A 16,942-nucleotide genomic window follows, 5' to 3' on the forward strand; every position below is an offset into this window, starting at 1 on the left:
GAGACGGTCTCACACTTCATGCCGTTGTTCGTCACCTTTAATACAAAAAATCAATTAAATTGTTCAGGAAATAAACAAATGTTACAACCCGGGCTGTGAGACCCGTTTTTACCGTTATGGAAAAAATCAGTTTACATATTCACTATCATCGGTTTACGAGTGTCGAGGCACTTAATGAAAATGAGCAGCGGCTTTGCAGGGCGGCGGTTTCAGCCACCGAAACTTCTTATTCACCTTATTCTGAATTTCGCGTCGGTGCTGCGCTGCAGCTTGAAGACGGGCAGATCGTATCAGGCAGCAACCAGGAAAATATCGCTTACCCGTCAGGCCTGTGCGCGGAGCGTACAGCGTTGTTTGCCGTTGGCACACAATTTCCGGGTACCGCCATTACCGTCATGGCTGTAACAGCCCGGACAGATCGTTTTGTAATCAGGCAGCCTGTCACTTCCTGCGGTGCCTGTCTGCAGGTGATGGCTGAGTTTGAAAAACGCCAGAAGCAGCCCATCGCCGTGCTTTTTTATTGTATTGGCGGGGAAGTGATCCGCGTAAATTCAGTACGCGACCTGCTTCCTTTTGCTTTTAACGAAGAGCGGCTGAAAGCCTGACTTTGTGCTTCTAACATCTGTGTGTTTAAAACTTGTACGGCAGAATAGTGCTGCGCATGATTATCTTTACGGTTTCCAAATAAACAGGATAGAATGAGTGAAGAACTGAACGACAACATCAGCGATGAGAGCATGCATGCCGTTACGCCCATAACCGGGTTGTATGAAAACTGGTTTCTTGACTATGCCTCTTATGTGATACTTGACCGCGCAGTACCCCATATCAACGACGGACTAAAACCTGTGCAGCGAAGAATTATGCACTCGCTCAAGGAAATGGACGACGGCCGGTTTAATAAAGCCGCAAACGTGATCGGCAATACGATGAAGTATCATCCGCACGGTGATGCATCTATCGGCGATGCGATGGTACAGATCGGGCAGAAAGATCTTCTTATTGATTGCCAGGGAAACTGGGGGGATCCGGTTACCGGCGACAGTGCTGCGGCCCCCCGGTACATCGAGGCGCGGTTATCAAAATTTGCCAACGAGGTTGTATTTAATCCTGACACAACCGAGTGGCAGCTCAGTTACGATGGCCGTAATAACGAACCGATCACACTCCCTGTAAAATTCCCGCTCCTGCTTGCCCAGGGCGCAGAAGGTATTGCTGTCGGTCTGGCGACCAAAGTGATGCCGCATAACTTTATCGAGTTGCTTGATGCCTCAATTGAGGCGCTTAAAGGCAATCGGCCAAACATTCTTCCTGACTTTTTTACCGGCGGCATGGCCGATTTTTCGGCATACAACGAAGGCATGCGCGGCGGCAAAATCCGCGTTCGGGCTAAAATTACCGAACGTGACAAAAAGACGCTTGTCATTACCGAAATTCCCTTCAGTACCACAACCGGTTCTGTTATAGACAGTATACTTTCTGCCAACGATAAAGGCAAGATCAAGATCAAAAAGATCGAAGATAATACTGCTAAAAACGTAGAGATCGTTGTTCACCTGGCGCCCGGCATTTCTCCTGATGTGACAATCGACGCCTTGTACGCTTTCACTGCGTGTGAGGTTTCGATCTCGCCAAATACCTGTATCATCCGGGATGACAAACCACACTTTATGAGTGTGAATGATATCCTGATAGAGAATTCAAAATTTACCAGGGCGCTGCTCAAGAAAGAACTGGAGATCCGTCTGCACGAACTTCTCGAAAAAATATTCTTTTCATCACTCCTGAAGATATTTATCCAGGAGGGAATGTATAAAAACCCTGAGTACGAAAATGCCGGCAGCTTCGAACATGTAGTTGATGTCTTAAATCTGTTGTTTGCTCCGTTTAAAGAGTCGCTTTATCGCGAGATCCGCCCTGAAGACCTGAAAAGGCTTATTGATAAACCAATGAGCAGCATTACAAGGTTTGATGTAAAAAAGGCCGACGAGCAGATGCGCGCGCTGGAGGCCGACATCAAAATTGTTAAGAATCACCTGAAACACCTGACCGACTATGCCATTGCCTGGTTCGAGAAACTGCGCGATAAATATGGTAAGGGCAGAGAGCGCAAAACCGAGATCAGGCTCTTTGATAAAGTAGAAGCGGCAAAGGTGGCGCTTGCAAATGTCAAGCTTTATATGAATCCGCAGGATGGCTTTATCGGCACCGGATTGAAAAAAGATCAGTTTGTTGCAGATTGTTCTGACCTGGACGAAATTATTGTCTTTCGTGAGGATGGGAAATGTATTATTACCAAGGTTGCCGATAAAACATTTGTCGGCAAAGGAATCCTCCACGCACAGGTGTTCAAGAAAAATGATGAACGTACCGTTTACAACCTGGTATATCGTGATGGCGCTTCGGGGGTATCGTATGTAAAGCGCTTTTCTATACTGGGCGTAACCCGCGATAAGGAATACGACCTGACAAAAGGAAGTAAGGGGTCAAAGGCGCTTTATTTTACAGCAAACCCGAATGGCGAGGCTGAAGTGATTAACGTGCAGCTTAAGCCTCATTCCAAGTTACGCAAACTGCAGTTTGACCTTGACTTTGCAGAGATAGCAATAAAGGGTCGCGGCTCGCAAGGCAATATCGTTTCTAAATATCCGCTGAAAAAGATTACGCTGAAAAGCAAGGGCGTGTCTACTTTAGCAGGACGCAAAATCTGGTATGATGATTTGCTGAAGCGATTGAATGTGGATGCGCGTGGCCTATATCTTGGCGAGTTTGACGGCGACGATAAAATACTGCTTGTTCACAAAGATGGCTGGTATGAGTTATCATCTTTTGATCTCAGCAACCATTTTGATGATGGCCTGGTGCTGATACGTAAATTTAACGCGGAAGAAGTTTTTGCCGTAGTTCATTATGATGGGAAAGCGAAAAATCATTTTATAAAAAGATTTACGTTTGAACCTGTTGTGGTAGGCAAAAAGGTTTCTATAATCAGTGAGGAACCGGGATCCCGTATGCAATACATTACGTTTAACCCCGGGGCGACGCTTGAAATCGATGTGCTCAAAGGGAAAACGCAGATACCGGAAACGCTTACAACCGCTATAGCCGAAATGATTGATGTGAAAGGGATGAAGGCAAATGGTAACCGTGTATCAGCACACGATATACAAAAAATTACGCTTCATGAGCCCGAGGTGATCGCGGCTGAAGAGGAGGAGGGGCCCGGTGATAATGGGGGTGACGCGGGTACTTCAACAGAAGTGGACGGTCAGCCCGAAACAAATTTACCGGAAGATGTACAGGGCAACGTAGCCGATAAACCGGATGAGCCGCAGCCGGGCAGCGGCCCAGCTCCAGCGGCTGAGGAGAAACCTGTTCCGGAACCCTCAGAATCGTCGCCGGTTCAGAAGCCGGCAAAAAAGATCGATTTCGAAATCACGAATAAAGACGATATCGAAATAGATGATAAAGGACAATTAGGTTTATTCTAAAAAAGAAGCCTCCGGTTGTTCAGGAGGCTTCTTTTTATTCAAACAATTCTGGTCGGATTTTATCACGAAATTCTTCGGCAAATTTGTTCAGCTTCGGCTGAATGACAAAACTGCAATAGGGCTTGTACATATTTTGCATGAAGTAATTCTGGTGATATCCTTCAGCCGGATAGAAATCGCCTGCGGCCGCCAGTTCGGTTATGATCTCCCCGTCGAAAATCTTCCCGTCAGTAAGTTCCCTGATTATCTCCTCAGCCTGTCGGCGCTGCGTTTCGCTATGCCAGAAAATGACCGAGCGGTACTGTGATCCGATGTCATTTCCCTGCCGGTTTCTTGTTGTTGGATTATGTGTCCTGAAAAAAATAAGCAACAGTTCGGGGTAACTGATCTTTTCCTCGTCAAATTCAATCTGAATCACTTCTGCGTGCCCGGTATCACCATTGCTTATTTCCATATATGTCGGGTGCCGCGTTTCTCCGCCGCTATAGCCCGACGTTACTTTCTCAACGCCGCTTAACGTCTGAAAAATAGCCTCGGTGCACCAGAAGCAGCCACCGCCAAATGTTGCTGTTTGCATATCTTAATAAACGAATTTCGCAGACACTTGGTTTTCAGGTTCAAACAGCGTTGTCAAGCCTGAATATCACAGCGCAATAAAAAAGCCCCTTTCGGGGCTGTGTATTATTGATACTGAATGTAGATCGGCTTAGGTTTTAGCTTTACAAGGTCTTCCGGTGTCATCAAAACGTTCGGCGACTTTTTCAGGTCGTTCTTATAAAAGATTTTAAATCCGGTGAACTGAACAGGTTCTGAATAAATGAAGTGACGGTAGGTTCCTTTTTTAAGCTCTGGTTCGCCCCAGCCATCCATATGCATGACCACCTGAACTTCGCGTGTAGGTTTAATGTTTGCACTATTTGTAACCATCTTTTTAGTGAAGCGGTGTACCACGAATACTTTTGGCGGCAGATTATTGTCTTTTACCAGCTTTCCAAGATAATTTATGCAGTAGTTGATGTCAGCAGCGTCATAAGTGCCGATCCGTTTACCTGGTCTCGAACCGTCCTTCATTGAGAACTCAGGGTCAATACCAAGGTGTACATTTGGCAGTTTCAGGTATTTTTCCAGGCGAGGCAGCTCATCGCGGATGGTACTGAGCGAAACCTGAATATCCAGGAATACGATCATGTTGTTGCGCATTTTTGATATGGTCATAACCGAATCAATCTGTTTGTCTGGCATCCGGAAACGGTATTTGCCGTCCTTACCGCCATCGCCCTGCGCCACAACGGCGATATAATGAAGGGCGGGCTGAACAGGAGTTCCCGGATCAGCTTTCTCCCATCTCTTCACCTCGATATCAAGTTTGGCCAGCATTTGTTTTGGCGGCAACTCTCCTAAAATACCCATGTTTTTCGAATACAGGTTACCGTAGTAGGCCACGATGCGTTTATAAGGAAGGATAGCGCCGTCTTTCGGATAAATTTTTGATTTAACCGGCCATTTTCCGGTGGTGTCGCCATTGGCAAGCTTGCGCATCAAAGAGTCGTACACAACGGTATCAATAGGTTGCAAAACCTCTTCTTTTGCTGCGGCTCCCTTCTTTGTTGTGTCAGACAGTCCTGTTTGTTTGTTTTTTGCATCTGTGCTGCAGCTGACCAGCAGCGTACAGGCCGTCAGCGCAGTGAAAAAAGTTGCGGCCAATTGTGGCATTTTCATAGTGATCTTGGGTTATATTTCTTGTAATCTGTTGTTCATTTTTCATAACTTGGCCCACGCAGGATTGTTCCTGCACGGGCGCCCGTATGTTTTTCATTGTCGAGGGTAAGTGCACCATTTACAAGCACATACCTGAACCCGGTCGAATACTGGTGCGGCTTGTTATATACCGATTTATCGGCAACTGTAGCCGGGTCAAACACAACAACATCTGCTGCCATGCCCGCTTTGAGCAAACCGCGGTCCTTAAATTCCATCTTCTGCGCAGGCAGCGATGTCATTTTACGGATGGCGTCTTCCAGACGGATGATTTTCTTCTCTCTTACATAACGTCCGAGTACGCGGGCATTACTGCCATATCCCCTGGGATGAGGGACGCCCTCGTTCCATACCCGGATTGAAGCATCAGAGGCAATCATGGTATAAGGGTATTGCATGATCTTTTCTACATCCTGCTCATCCATTCCATGAAAAACCATTTGGGCACCTCCGTTTTCCATCATTTCCAGGATGGTTCGGATTTCGTCTGCCGGCCGGCTTTTCCTTCCGCGCAGCCTGTTTATTTCCATGATGCTTTTCCCGTTCAGGCTTGTGTCTGCCCTGTAGTTAGCTACCATAGCATAGTCAAAGTTTTTTCGCTGACGGCGTTTCAGGTCGCCAACCATTTCCGCTTCGAGTTTTTTATAAATCTGTGGATTTTTCAGGCGGGCCTTCAGTGAGTCGGTTCCGTCTGCCAGGGCCCATGACGGGATAATAGAACTCAGGCCGGTACTGCTCGCCGTGTAAGGATACTGATCTACGGTAACATCGATTCCTTCCAGTCGTGCATCTTCGACTTTTTCGATCATTTCCGCTGTCCGGCCCCAATTTGGTTTGCCCACCTTAAAATGCGATATCTCTACGCGCATTTTGGCCTGACGGCCGATGTTGATCGTCTCATCGATGGCCTCAAATATCTTATCAGCCTCACTTCGCATGTGTGAGGTGTAGAGGCCGCCGTAGCTGGCGGCAACTTTTGCCAGTTCGATGACTTCCTGCGATTTTGAGTAGGTTCCGGGGGTGTAAATAAGCCCCGTTGAAAAACCTACGGCGCCGGCTTTCATTGCTCCTGCAATATGGCTGCGCATTTTGTCCAGCTCTGCAGCACTTGGTTCGCGCATAGCCATGCCCATGGCGGCCCTGCGGACGTTATTGTGACCGATAAATGAAGCGACATTTACCGATAACCTGAGGCTGTCTATAAAACTGAAATACCTGGGCAGGTCGTTTTCAGAGCTGCCGCAGTTTCCTGTAACAACTGTGGTTACGCCGTCATAGATAAAGTTATCGGCCGTTGGTTGTTTGCGCTCGTCATCCTCGATATGCGTATGCACATCAATGAAACCCGGCGCAACGACAAGGCCGCCGGCATCCAGGGTTTTCGCTGCGGTGGCATTCTGCAGATTGCCAACCGCAGCAATCTTACCGGCCTTGATTCCCACATCACCTTTAAACCAGGGATTGCCGCTGCCATCAATGATCCTGCCGTTCTTAATCAGCACATCAAAGCGTTGCTGCGCAGCTGCACCAATGAAACAGGCAGCAAACAGAATAGACAGCGCAGTTTTTCTCAATTTTTTAATTTTTTTTGAAAATTAGTTGAACAGCAGGTTTTTTCGAAATAAAGTATTCAACATTTACACACTGCAGAATTTGCCGAAAACGCCGAGCGGAAGTTTTACACCACTTGTTGCCTGCAGAAATAATTCTCCGGTTTCGAGATTTTTAACCGCCGGGAACGACGTTCGGATCAGATTTTCTACGATAACCGATGAAAAGCCCAACGAATAAGTGTTCAGGATCAGGAAATGTTCCTTTTCATCCAGAAGCTGTACAACATCCTGCATCATTTCCTGAATGTGGTCTTCCAGTTTCCACTTTTCACCATTTGGGCCATGGCCATATGCAGGCGGATCGAGAATAATACCATTGTATTTTTTACCCCGTTTTAATTCGCGCTTCACAAATTTAAGGGCATCTTCAACCAGCCACCTGATATCTTTCAAACCTGACAGTTCCTGGTTTTCATTTGCCCAGGTAACAACCTGCCTGATCGAATCAACATGCGTAGTATCAGCCCCTGCTGCGCGCGCAACCATGGTAGCTCCCCCTGTGTATGCAAACAGGTTCAGCACTTTTGGCTGGGGCGTCCGGAATTTTTTTATAGACGAAGAAATATAATCCCAGTTTACTGCCTGTTCCGGAAACAGGCCCACATGTTTAAAAGAAGTAAGTGCAAGCCTTAGTTTAATAGACACATCCTCGTTTCCATAAGTGACGTGCCAGCGGTCAGGAAGTGACGGTGTTTTTTTTACCCATTCGCCCGATGTCGCCGAGCGACCCCTGAAGGTAATATGCGCAGCTTTTTTCCACTCCTGCTCGCTGAGAATTTTTTTCCAGACAGCCTGGGGCTCCGGCCTGATCATGACGACGTTCCCGAAACGCTCAAGCTTTTCAAAATCACCGCAATCAAGCAGTTCGTAGTCTTTCCAGTGCCGGGGGCTTAATAGTTGAATCATAAAGGCACGAAGATAGGGAGTTTTGCTCAATAGACCATGAACTATGAACCACGGTCTACAGACTATAGTCTATCTAAAACTTCGCTTTCGCAGCTTTCATAAACCGGCTGGCAAAAACAAAGTCGTTCAGTTCTTCGATGTCGGTATGGGCGATCTCCTTGTTTGATCCTTCCCAGAACTTTTTGCCTTCGTACAGGAACAGGATATAGTCGCCGATACCCATAACCGAATTCATGTCGTGCGTGACCACGATCGTTGTCGTGTTGTATTCTTCGGTAATTTCTTTGATGAGTTCATCAATAACGATCGATGTCTTCGGATCAAGCCCGGAGTTCGGCTCATCACAAAACAGGTACTTCGGGTTCATCGCAATGGCCCGCGCAATACCCACACGTTTTTTCATGCCACCCGAAAGCTCTGCCGGAAACAGCTTGTTCTTGCCCTGCAGGTTTACGCGTTCCAGGCAAAAATCGACCCGATCCCGCTTTTCGGCCAAAGACTGATCTGTAAACATGTTTAGCGGGAACATGATGTTTTCCTCAACCGTCTGGCTGTCGAACAGCGCTGATCCCTGGAAAAGCATGCCGATTTCCTTACGGATTTCAATCCGCTCTTCGAAAGTCATCGGTGTAAAGTCCCGGTCGTCATAAAGCACTGAGCCCGAATCCGGCTGGTGGAGTCCGACCATACACTTTAGAAGTGTTGTTTTACCTGACCCTGAACCGCCGATGATCAGGTTGGTGACACCAGATTCGAACTTACTGGAAATTCCTTTCAGCACCTGGTTATTGTCGAACGACTTGTTGATATCCCTGATCTCGATCATAGCAGCAATTGGGTTACAATGTAATCGCAGGCAAGAATTGAGATACAGCTTACCACGACCGCCCGCGTACTGGCCTGCGATACCTCTACTGCACCACCTTTAACATAAAAGCCTTCGTATGCCGGCACAGACGTAATAACGAACCCGAAAACAAATGCTTTAACCAGTGCAACCACGATCGTGTAAGGATTGAAGTCTGTGGTAATACCCTGCATATATTCTGCCGGTGAAACAGCTCCTGAAAGCGTACCGCCGATGTAACCACCGGTAATGCTCAGAAACATTGATATAATTACCAGCAAGGGTACCATTGTAATTCCGGAGATAATTTTCGGAAGGATCAGGTAGCCCGGTGCGTTGATTCCCATAATCTCCAGCGCATCAATCTGTTCGGTAACACGCATTGTTCCGATCTCAGAGGAGATGGCAGAGCCGATTTTCCCGGCTAATACAATGGCGCTGATCGTCGGACTAAGCTCTAAGATACTTGAATCGCGATTCACAGAACCAATAATTGTTTTCGGAATAAAATCACTAACCAACTGAAAGGCGATCTGCAGCGTCATTACCGCACCGATAAAGGTGGAAATGATGGAAATCAGTCCAAGCGATCCAACTCCTATATAGTTCATCTGCTTGACCAATTCCCGGATGTAGATTTTGAGTTTCTCGGGTCTTCTGAAAACTGCCTTAAGAAGAAGCAGATACCTGCCGAAGTTGGTAAAATTCATTCAATAGTAAACATTAACCGTGTTTGTACAATACTAATACAAAGAAACGATAAAATTGTTGGGACCATTAAAAGATTGTTAAAATATACAGGCTTTCTGCCATCTTTACCACAGCATATTTAATAAACAACAAGAATTATGAATGCAGTTATTACAGGTGCGACGCGGGGCATAGGGCGCGCTGTTTCGCTGAAGCTGGCGAGTCTGGGTTACAACCTTTTTGTGTGTGCACGAAATGGATCTGAGCTTGAAGAGCTTAAGATTGAAGCGGGTCAATCAGGGGGCAAAGTTTACACCTTTGCAGCAGATGCCGGCAATAAGGAAGAGCTGCGAAAGTTTTGCGAAAATATAGCGGCTAAGGTTTCAAAAATCGATGTACTGGTTAATAATCTGGGCATATTCAGACCAGGGGGGCTGCTTGATGAAGATGATGAAGCCCTCGAGACACAACTGCAGATAAATCTGAATGCGGCATATTATTCCAGTAAATTTATCGGCAAAATGATGCGTTCCGCAGAAAGCGGGCACATATTTACCATATGTTCGGTAGCAAGCAAAAAACCAGAACCGAATGCCGGAAGTTACAGTGTAACAAAAGCGGCTCTGCTAAGTCTTAATGATGTATTGCGGCAGGAACTGACCCCGCATCGCGTAAAGGTAACGGCAATTTTGCCGGGCTCAACATACACTTCCTCATGGGAGGGAACAACGCTTCCGAAAGAGCAGTTTATACAGCCCGAAGATATTGCAGAAACCATCGGCAGCGTACTCCGGTTAAGTCCCGGCGCGAATGTTGAAGAGATCGTGATCAGACCGTTGCAATTCAAGGGATGAATTAGAAAATAGAGGAGAATTAGTCATGGAAAACAGGCTTTATAGAAACGAACATAATAAGATGATTGCAGGTGTGGCCTCAGGCCTCGCCGATTATATGCAGGTAGACATTACCATCGTGAGGCTGCTGTTTGTGCTGGCCGGAATCTTCATGTTTGGTACCGGGTTACTGGTTTACATCGTGATGTGGATTATCATTCCGGTAAATAACGATCCTGTGGCACGTTTTACCCGGTTCAATGAATACTTTGCGAAAGAACAGCAGAAGTATAATCCGTTCGGTGCGCCACCGGTCAATGCAGAGCCGGGCGCTTCAAATGCAGGAAGTCAGCCAGACTGGACCAGCACCAGTTTTGGTCAGAAACCTGCAGATTTCAAAACCACACCGAGAAACAATGATACCGGACGCATCGTGGGCGGATTGTTTCTACTCGTACTGGGGTGTTATTTCCTGTTGGATCAGTTTGATTTTATACCCTACTGGTTCAGTTTAACGAAGTTATGGCCCCTGATTTTTATAGCGATCGGCGTTATCTTCATTGCCAGATCGAGACGAAAGAATGAATGGGAAAAATTCAAGGCAGCTAATGCTGATGAGCCTGTTGTTACAAACTCAGCGCCTGTTGAGCCGGTTCCGCCAGCAGACGTGCCTCCCGGTCAGGTTGGTGGTACCTATGGCGGCACAGAAACGGGAAGTGTTGATCCGCACAAACCTGATCACAACTAACAAAAATGAAAACGGTGCTCAGGCATCAGTAAAAGCTTTCTAAAATGAAAACTGATAAATTAATCTGGGGAATTCTGCTGCTATTTGTGGGTGGCGTACTCCTGCTCGAAAACTTTGGCGTCATTGAATTTTACTGGCGCAATGTATGGCGCTTCTGGCCTGTATTCCTCATCATTGCAGGCTTGAATGTGCTCTTTAACCGCAACAACTCAAAAACCGGCGGAATTATATCACTGGTCGTGGTAGTAATCGTGCTTGGTTTTGTATTTGTCAAAGGGCAGGAAACGCCGCGTAACCGTGGTTGGTGGGCTGGTAAGCTCAAGGAAGATATAGACATTGAACTTGGCGACCGCGAAAAAAGACAGCTACATTTTTCTGAGCCGTTTTCTGCCGGCACAACACGTAAAACTATTCTGAATATTTCAGGCGGTGGTACTACATACACCCTTAAAGAATCGACAGACGAATTGGTTACCGCAGATGTAGAAAACCGCTCCGGAAACTTTTCCCTTCAAAAACAGGTGAGCGACAGCGTACAGGAGGTTTCTCTGAGAATGAAAGAGCAAAACCGGAAATGGAACTTCAGTGATGGAGGGAATGATGTAACGCTCCGTATTAACAAAGAGCCGGTTTGGGATGTAAATATGAAAGTTGGCGCCGGCGAGGTTAATTTCGACCTGAGCCAGCATAAGGTGCGCAACTTCGTTTTTAACGGTGGTGCGGCGGCTCTTGATATCAAATTCGGAGACTTGCTTCCCGTTGCCGATGTAACCGTAAAATCCGGCGTAGCCGACGTAAAGATAAAGATCCCGAAAGCTGCAGGCTGCAGGATCAGGGCAAAAGGCGGCTTATCGGCAAAAGACTTCACCGGTTTTACCAAACTGGACAATGGCCTTTATGAGACACCCGGATATGCATCTGCTGCAAACAAGATTTTCATTAACTTCGATGGCGGGCTCAGCAACTTTGAAGTAGACCGTTATTAAGCAGTAGAAATATGGATGGCTACCTTGTTGTCATAGGCGGTAAACCACAGGGACCGTACAGCCTGGAACAAATAAAACAGATGTCGATCAGCCCCGGAACTTTTGTCAGAAAACAGGGTATGGACGATTTCAAAGAAGCTCACGCAGTGGAAGAACTGCGTGAGCTTCTCGGTTTTAAGTTCAAAAAAACCGCTCCCCAGTACTTTGCAGGTTTCGATCAACGGCTACTGGCCAGCGCTATTGATCATTTTATGATTTTCGTTATCTACACCATGCTGGTGCTCGTTTCCTTTTTATTTGTCACTGGTAAGGATGAGCGGCTTATCGTGTTTCTGGCGCCCCTTCCGGTTATCTTTATTGTCAAACTGATTTACGGAAGTTTTGCAGAATCATCGCCGGGACAGGGTACGGTCGGGAAGAGACTTGTAAACATCAAGGTGACCGGTCTGGATGGCAGCCCAATCGGCTTCAATCAGGCACTCGGCCGGAACTTCGCCAAGGTCCTTTCCGTTATACCGCTTTTTTTCGGGTATTTGTATAGTTTCTTTAACCGGAAAAACCAATGCTGGCATGATATCGCCGCAAACACGCTGGTGATCAAAGACCGTCTGCTTTAAATTTGACCTGTCGCCAAACCGGCCGGTAAATTTTCCGGAACCAGACATCTCCGATTTCAATCTGTATCTTTGCAACCAAATGGAACAAGCAGCAATACATAAGCTAGCAGGTGCTTACTGCAATGACCTGAGCAATTACTCACGTTTTATAACCCGTGAAGTCATGATAGGCGATATCGGTATCGGAGGGAACAATCCGATCCGGATCCAGTCTATGACGACAACAGATACGATGGATACCCTCGGCACGGTCGAGCAGACCATCCGGATGGTTGAATCAGGATGTGAGATTGTCAGAATCACCGCGCCAAGTGTAAAGGAAGCTGGAAACCTGGCACAGATCAAAAAGGAACTGCGCGCGCGGGGATATACGGTGCCACTTGTGGCCGATATTCATTTTACACCAAATGCGGCAGAGTCTGCGGCACGTATCGTCGAGAAGGTTCGCGTTAACCCCGGCAATTATGCTGATAAAAAGAAATTTGAAAATATAGACTATACCACGGCTGCTTATCAGGCAGAACTGGACCGTATTTACCAAAAGTTCACTCCGTTAGTTAAGATCTGTAAAGAATATGGAACGGCCATGCGGATCGGAACAAACCATGGTTCGCTTTCAGACCGGATTATGAGCCACTATGGCGACACGCCGCGGGGTATGGTCGAGTCTGCTATGGAATTTATCCGCATGTGCGAAGCACAGCAATTCTATAACCTCGTCATTTCAATGAAAGCCAGCAACACGCAGGTCATGGTTCAGGCTTATCGCCTGCTGGTTGAAAGCATGGTTAAGGAAGGCATGAATTATCCGCTGCATCTAGGGGTAACGGAAGCGGGAGATGGCGAAGATGGCCGAATCAAATCTGCTGTTGGCATCGGCACGCTGCTTGAAGATGGGCTTGGTGATACCATTCGCGTCTCGTTAACCGAAGATCCGGAGTTTGAAGCGCCTGTTGCCCGGGATCTGGCTGCCCGCTATGTGAACCGTGAACGCAGGCCTTCTGCCTATGCCGCGTACCTGAATACCTCGCCGGTAAGTTACAGCCCTTATGCCTACCAGCGGCGCGTTACTCAACCGGTTGCCGGCATCGGCGGGCATCAACACCCAGTGGTCATGCTGGATATTTCAAAACAGAACCTTAAAGATCCCTTTGTACTGAATGGCTGCGGTTACCAGTATAGTGCCGTGCTTGATAAATATAACCTGAGCGACCAGGCCTGCGACCTGGTCTATTTAGGTGCATCGCTGCCATCCTTTTCTTTTCCCGGCGGGCTCAAACAGATCTATGACTATGAGACCTGGGTGGCGCTGGCCGATCAGATGAATTGCCATCCGCTTTTTACAGTCGAGACATACATGACGGCGGCTCCGCGCGACACGCAACTGAATCTTTTGTCTGTAGATGCTTCAGCCATGTTACCGGGGCAACTGCCCGAGATCGATCATACCACTGTAGTGGTGCTGGAAACCACCGAAGGATCAATGTATGATCAGCGCGGCTTTTTCGAACTATTGAATCGGTCGGGCTCGCATGTGCCCGTCATTATAAAGCGCGTATATCCTGAGACTGACAGCAGCAGCCTGATGCTTGATGCAGCAACAGATCTTGGTGCTTTGCTCACCGATGGTTTCGGAGACGGGATATGGATTGAAGCTCCGGCGGCTGAGCTTGCCCCGGTTAATTCAACCTCATTCGGTATTCTGCAGGCAACCCGCACCCGGATCAGCAAAACTGAATACATCTCCTGTCCAAGCTGTGGCCGTACCTTGTTCGATTTGCAGGAGACCACCCAGATGATACGGGCAAAAACCGATCATCTGAAAGGTATCAAAATTGGTATCATGGGCTGCATTGTAAACGGACCAGGCGAAATGGCCGATGCAGACTATGGATATGTCGGCACCGGCCCTGATAAGATTACCCTGTATCGCGGCAGGGAGGTTGTAAAAAAGAATGTACGCTCTGCATTTGCCCTCGATGAGTTGATTGAGCTGATACGCGAAGATGGCAACTGGGTAGAGCGGGCTGTCTAATCTGTGGTTAAAAAAGCTGTGCTTCTTTCCACAACCTTCAGCAGCTGTGCAGGTATGGTATCGCTGCGATGCGGATGCGTGGCGCCGAATACGTGATTTGCTTTTTCAATTTTAAGCAGACGGCTGTTAGGCTGCGCATCGGCCAGGCGCTGTGCCACTTCAAAGGGTACATTTACATCCTCATCGCCCTGAACAATCAGCCAGGGGATATTGATTTTTTTGGCGGCAGACAAAATGTCTAACCCGGCGGCGTTTTCATTCAGATCGTCGAGCAGGGTCTTATCAACAGGCATGTCTTCGCCCGTACGTGCATTCTTTACATAAATGCGGCCGGTCCTGTTCCATTCCTCTTCCTGCTCAGGTTTCCAGAGACTTTTAAAATTGTCTATTGCACTTAAGGTGATCAGCTTTTTGACGCGGGTATCTGTCGCTGCCTGAATAATGCTTAGCCCGCCGCCGCGGCTGTGACCAAGCAGATGCAGGCTGTTATCCGGACTATAAGATTCGAGGATAAAATCGATCACTTTTTTAAGGTCAAAAAGCTCCTTTGAAACCGTATTCGAAGCAAACACCTCAAGGTCAGTCACGTCATCAGGCTGTTCTGCAGTGACGCCATTGTGTGAAAAATTAAACTTGACATACCTGAAGCCACTGGCTGCAAACTGCCGCGCTACCAGGTTATGGGCTCCCCAGTCCTTGAACCCTTTAAACCCGTGTACAAAAAGAACCACTGGCTGCTGTACATTCTTCTCTTCAAATGTTACATCGCCGGTAATCAATTTTCCATCTGCGCCAATCAGGCTAAAATCATGTTGTACGATCATATGTTGAATTTTTAGGTTTAAATGTATGCAGGTGTGTAAAAGGTGGGCTGCCAGGACTATTGCGTTGCCGGTTCATAATTAGCTCTGTATGCACCGGAGGCGATAAAAGTCATTGAAGTTCATTGATATAGACCTCAATATAGGCTGTGTGAAACCACCTTCCAGATGGCGAAAGCAGCTCGGGAAACTAAAAAACGGTGTTTTCAATGGGTGCAAATGAAGGATATAAATCATTGTTAATTTATTTATAATCTTTCTAAATTAAGGCAAATTACAGCTCAATGACACGAGAATATAACGGCTGTATTACTTTTGTACCCGTTATAAGTAAAGACGGGAACCAACTTGGAATTTTTAAAAGTAATAGCTTTCACGCATCATCACATCGACTTGAAGTCTCTGGGGAAACTGGTCATTTGTGATGAGAACTTAGAAGGCAGGCTAAAAAATATCCAGTCTCAACTTAACATCAGCGAAATATTCTACATCGGTACCTGTAACCGCGTCGAATTTGTGTTTTTAACAAAAGAACGCACCGACAAGGCCTTTATTGCCAAATTTATGCAGGTACTTGACATGGGGCTGGCTCCTGAATTTATGGAGCGGTTCTTAGACACCCTGACCCTGTATGAGAACGAAGACGCGTTTAATCACTTACTGAGAACGTCCTGTTCGCTGGAAAGTTTGATTGTTGGTGAAAAAGAGATTCTTGCACAGGTGAGGCGGGCTTATGAGAACTGCCGGGATGCGGGCTTCACCGGTGATCACATGCGTCTGATTATGGACCGGGTGGTCAAAACCGCGAAAGAGGTTTATACCCACACCAATATTTCAAAAAACCCCGTATCTGTGGTTTCACTGGCTTACCGTAAACTTCGTGAACTCCAGATGTGCGGTAATTCACGCATTCTGATGATCGGTGCGGGAGAAACGAACCAGAATATTGCCAAATATCTTAACAAGCATAAATTTTCCAATTTTTCTATATTCAATCGTACTTTCTCTAAGGCGGAAGCACTGGCGACAGAGCTTAACGGCAAGGCATTTACACTTGACGAACTTGAGCATTATACAGAGGGATTTGATGTAATAATTACCTGTACCGGGGCAACCGAGCCGATTCTGACCAAGGGATTATATAGTAAACTGCTGAATGGAGACACCGGGAAAAAGGTCATTGTCGATCTCGCGATTCCAAATGATACGGCACCGGAAGTAGTACATGATTTCCCGATCCATTATATCGAGGTTGAGTCATTGAAAGAGATTGCCCGGAAGAACATCCAGGAACGTTATACCGAACTGGTGCACGCCGAGCAGATCATTGCTCAGAATACCGAAGAGTTCGAAAAGGTTCTGAAACAGCGCAGAATTGAACTGGCCATGCGTCAGGTGCCTATTAAGATCAAAGAGATCAAACAAACTGCTATTAACGGCGTATTTGCTGACGAGATCAATCAGCTTGACGAGTCATCGCGCGAGCTGCTCGAAAAGGTGATGTGTTACATGGAAAAAAAATACATCAGTGTACCCATGGTGATGGCAAAAGAGATCCTTGTCAAGAACGCCTAGTTACATCAAATCATAAAACATT

Annotated in this window: 15 protein-coding genes; 8 read left to right on the forward strand and 7 right to left on the reverse strand. The window is 46.9% G+C overall.

The window, feature by feature from the left end:
• The first annotated feature begins 116 nt into the window (after positions 1-116).
• Complete coding sequence (gene cdd / locus EJV45_RS13875; RefSeq protein ID WP_129716362.1) at positions 117-605, forward strand: cytidine deaminase; 489 nt, start codon at positions 117-119, stop codon at positions 603-605.
• 93 nt (positions 606-698) lie between these two features.
• The gene (locus EJV45_RS13880; RefSeq protein ID WP_129716364.1) at positions 699-3,491 is read left to right on the forward strand and encodes a DNA gyrase/topoisomerase IV subunit A; all 2,793 of its coding nucleotides are present in this window, start codon (positions 699-701) and stop codon (positions 3,489-3,491) included.
• Between the two features lie 34 nt (positions 3,492-3,525).
• On the opposite strand, the gene msrA is transcribed toward EJV45_RS13880, so the two are convergent.
• The 6 genes from msrA to EJV45_RS13910 all read right to left on the reverse strand — a co-directional run bounded on the left by msrA (position 3,526) and on the right by EJV45_RS13910 (position 9,325).
• A complete protein-coding gene (gene msrA / locus EJV45_RS13885) occupies positions 3,526-4,068 on the reverse strand; it encodes a peptide-methionine (S)-S-oxide reductase MsrA (RefSeq protein ID WP_129716366.1) in 543 nt (180 codons plus the stop codon).
• A 104-nt stretch (positions 4,069-4,172) separates the two neighbouring features.
• Complete coding sequence (locus tag EJV45_RS13890) at positions 4,173-5,210, reverse strand: hypothetical protein (RefSeq protein WP_129716368.1); 1,038 nt, start codon at positions 5,208-5,210, stop codon at positions 4,173-4,175.
• 35 nt (positions 5,211-5,245) lie between these two features.
• Complete coding sequence (locus tag EJV45_RS13895; RefSeq protein WP_129716370.1) at positions 5,246-6,823, reverse strand: amidohydrolase family protein; 1,578 nt, start codon at positions 6,821-6,823, stop codon at positions 5,246-5,248.
• A 63-nt stretch (positions 6,824-6,886) separates the two neighbouring features.
• Positions 6,887-7,768 carry a class I SAM-dependent methyltransferase gene (locus tag EJV45_RS13900; RefSeq protein WP_129716372.1) on the reverse strand — a complete coding sequence of 294 codons (882 nt, stop codon included), beginning with the start codon at positions 7,766-7,768 and terminating at the stop codon, positions 6,887-6,889.
• 73 nt (positions 7,769-7,841) lie between these two features.
• Positions 7,842-8,594, reverse strand: a complete 753-nt coding sequence (locus tag EJV45_RS13905) for an ABC transporter ATP-binding protein (RefSeq protein ID WP_129716374.1) — start codon at positions 8,592-8,594, stop codon at positions 7,842-7,844.
• Positions 8,591-9,325 (reverse strand): ABC transporter permease, encoded by a 735-nt coding sequence (locus tag EJV45_RS13910; RefSeq protein ID WP_129716375.1) that lies wholly within the window; start codon positions 9,323-9,325, stop codon positions 8,591-8,593. The genes EJV45_RS13905 and EJV45_RS13910 overlap by 4 nt, the downstream gene beginning before the upstream one ends.
• A gap of 138 nt (positions 9,326-9,463) precedes the next feature.
• On the opposite strand from EJV45_RS13910, the gene EJV45_RS13915 reads away from it, so the two are divergent.
• The 5 genes from EJV45_RS13915 to ispG all read left to right on the forward strand — a co-directional run bounded on the left by EJV45_RS13915 (position 9,464) and on the right by ispG (position 14,524).
• Positions 9,464-10,159: an SDR family oxidoreductase gene (locus tag EJV45_RS13915; RefSeq protein ID WP_129716377.1), complete on the forward strand. Its 696-nt coding sequence runs from the start codon at positions 9,464-9,466 to the stop codon at positions 10,157-10,159.
• A 25-nt stretch (positions 10,160-10,184) separates the two neighbouring features.
• Positions 10,185-10,886: a PspC domain-containing protein gene (locus EJV45_RS13920; RefSeq protein ID WP_129716379.1), complete on the forward strand. Its 702-nt coding sequence runs from the start codon at positions 10,185-10,187 to the stop codon at positions 10,884-10,886.
• A gap of 44 nt (positions 10,887-10,930) precedes the next feature.
• A complete protein-coding gene (locus EJV45_RS13925) occupies positions 10,931-11,872 on the forward strand; it encodes a LiaI-LiaF-like domain-containing protein (RefSeq protein WP_129716381.1) in 942 nt (313 codons plus the stop codon).
• A gap of 11 nt (positions 11,873-11,883) precedes the next feature.
• Positions 11,884-12,489, forward strand: coding sequence for an RDD family protein (locus EJV45_RS13930; RefSeq protein ID WP_129716384.1), 606 nt, complete (start codon positions 11,884-11,886; stop codon positions 12,487-12,489).
• Between the two features lie 79 nt (positions 12,490-12,568).
• Positions 12,569-14,524 (forward strand): (E)-4-hydroxy-3-methylbut-2-enyl-diphosphate synthase, encoded by a 1,956-nt coding sequence (ispG, locus tag EJV45_RS13935; protein WP_129716386.1) that lies wholly within the window; start codon positions 12,569-12,571, stop codon positions 14,522-14,524.
• On the opposite strand, the gene EJV45_RS13940 is transcribed toward ispG, so the two are convergent.
• On the reverse strand, positions 14,521-15,348 hold the full coding sequence (locus EJV45_RS13940) for a S9 family peptidase (RefSeq protein WP_129716388.1): 828 nt from the start codon (positions 15,346-15,348) through the stop codon (positions 14,521-14,523). The genes ispG and EJV45_RS13940 overlap by 4 nt on opposite strands.
• Positions 15,349-15,693: 345 nt before the next feature.
• Here EJV45_RS13940 and hemA point away from each other — a divergent pair, with 345 nt between their 5' ends.
• Positions 15,694-16,920: a glutamyl-tRNA reductase gene (hemA, locus tag EJV45_RS13945; protein WP_129716389.1), complete on the forward strand. Its 1,227-nt coding sequence runs from the start codon at positions 15,694-15,696 to the stop codon at positions 16,918-16,920.
• The last annotated feature ends 22 nt before the right edge of the window (positions 16,921-16,942 follow it).

It is taken from the genome of Pedobacter sp. SYP-B3415 (assembly GCF_004138205.1).
Lineage (GTDB): Bacteria > Bacteroidota > Bacteroidia > Sphingobacteriales > Sphingobacteriaceae > Pedobacter.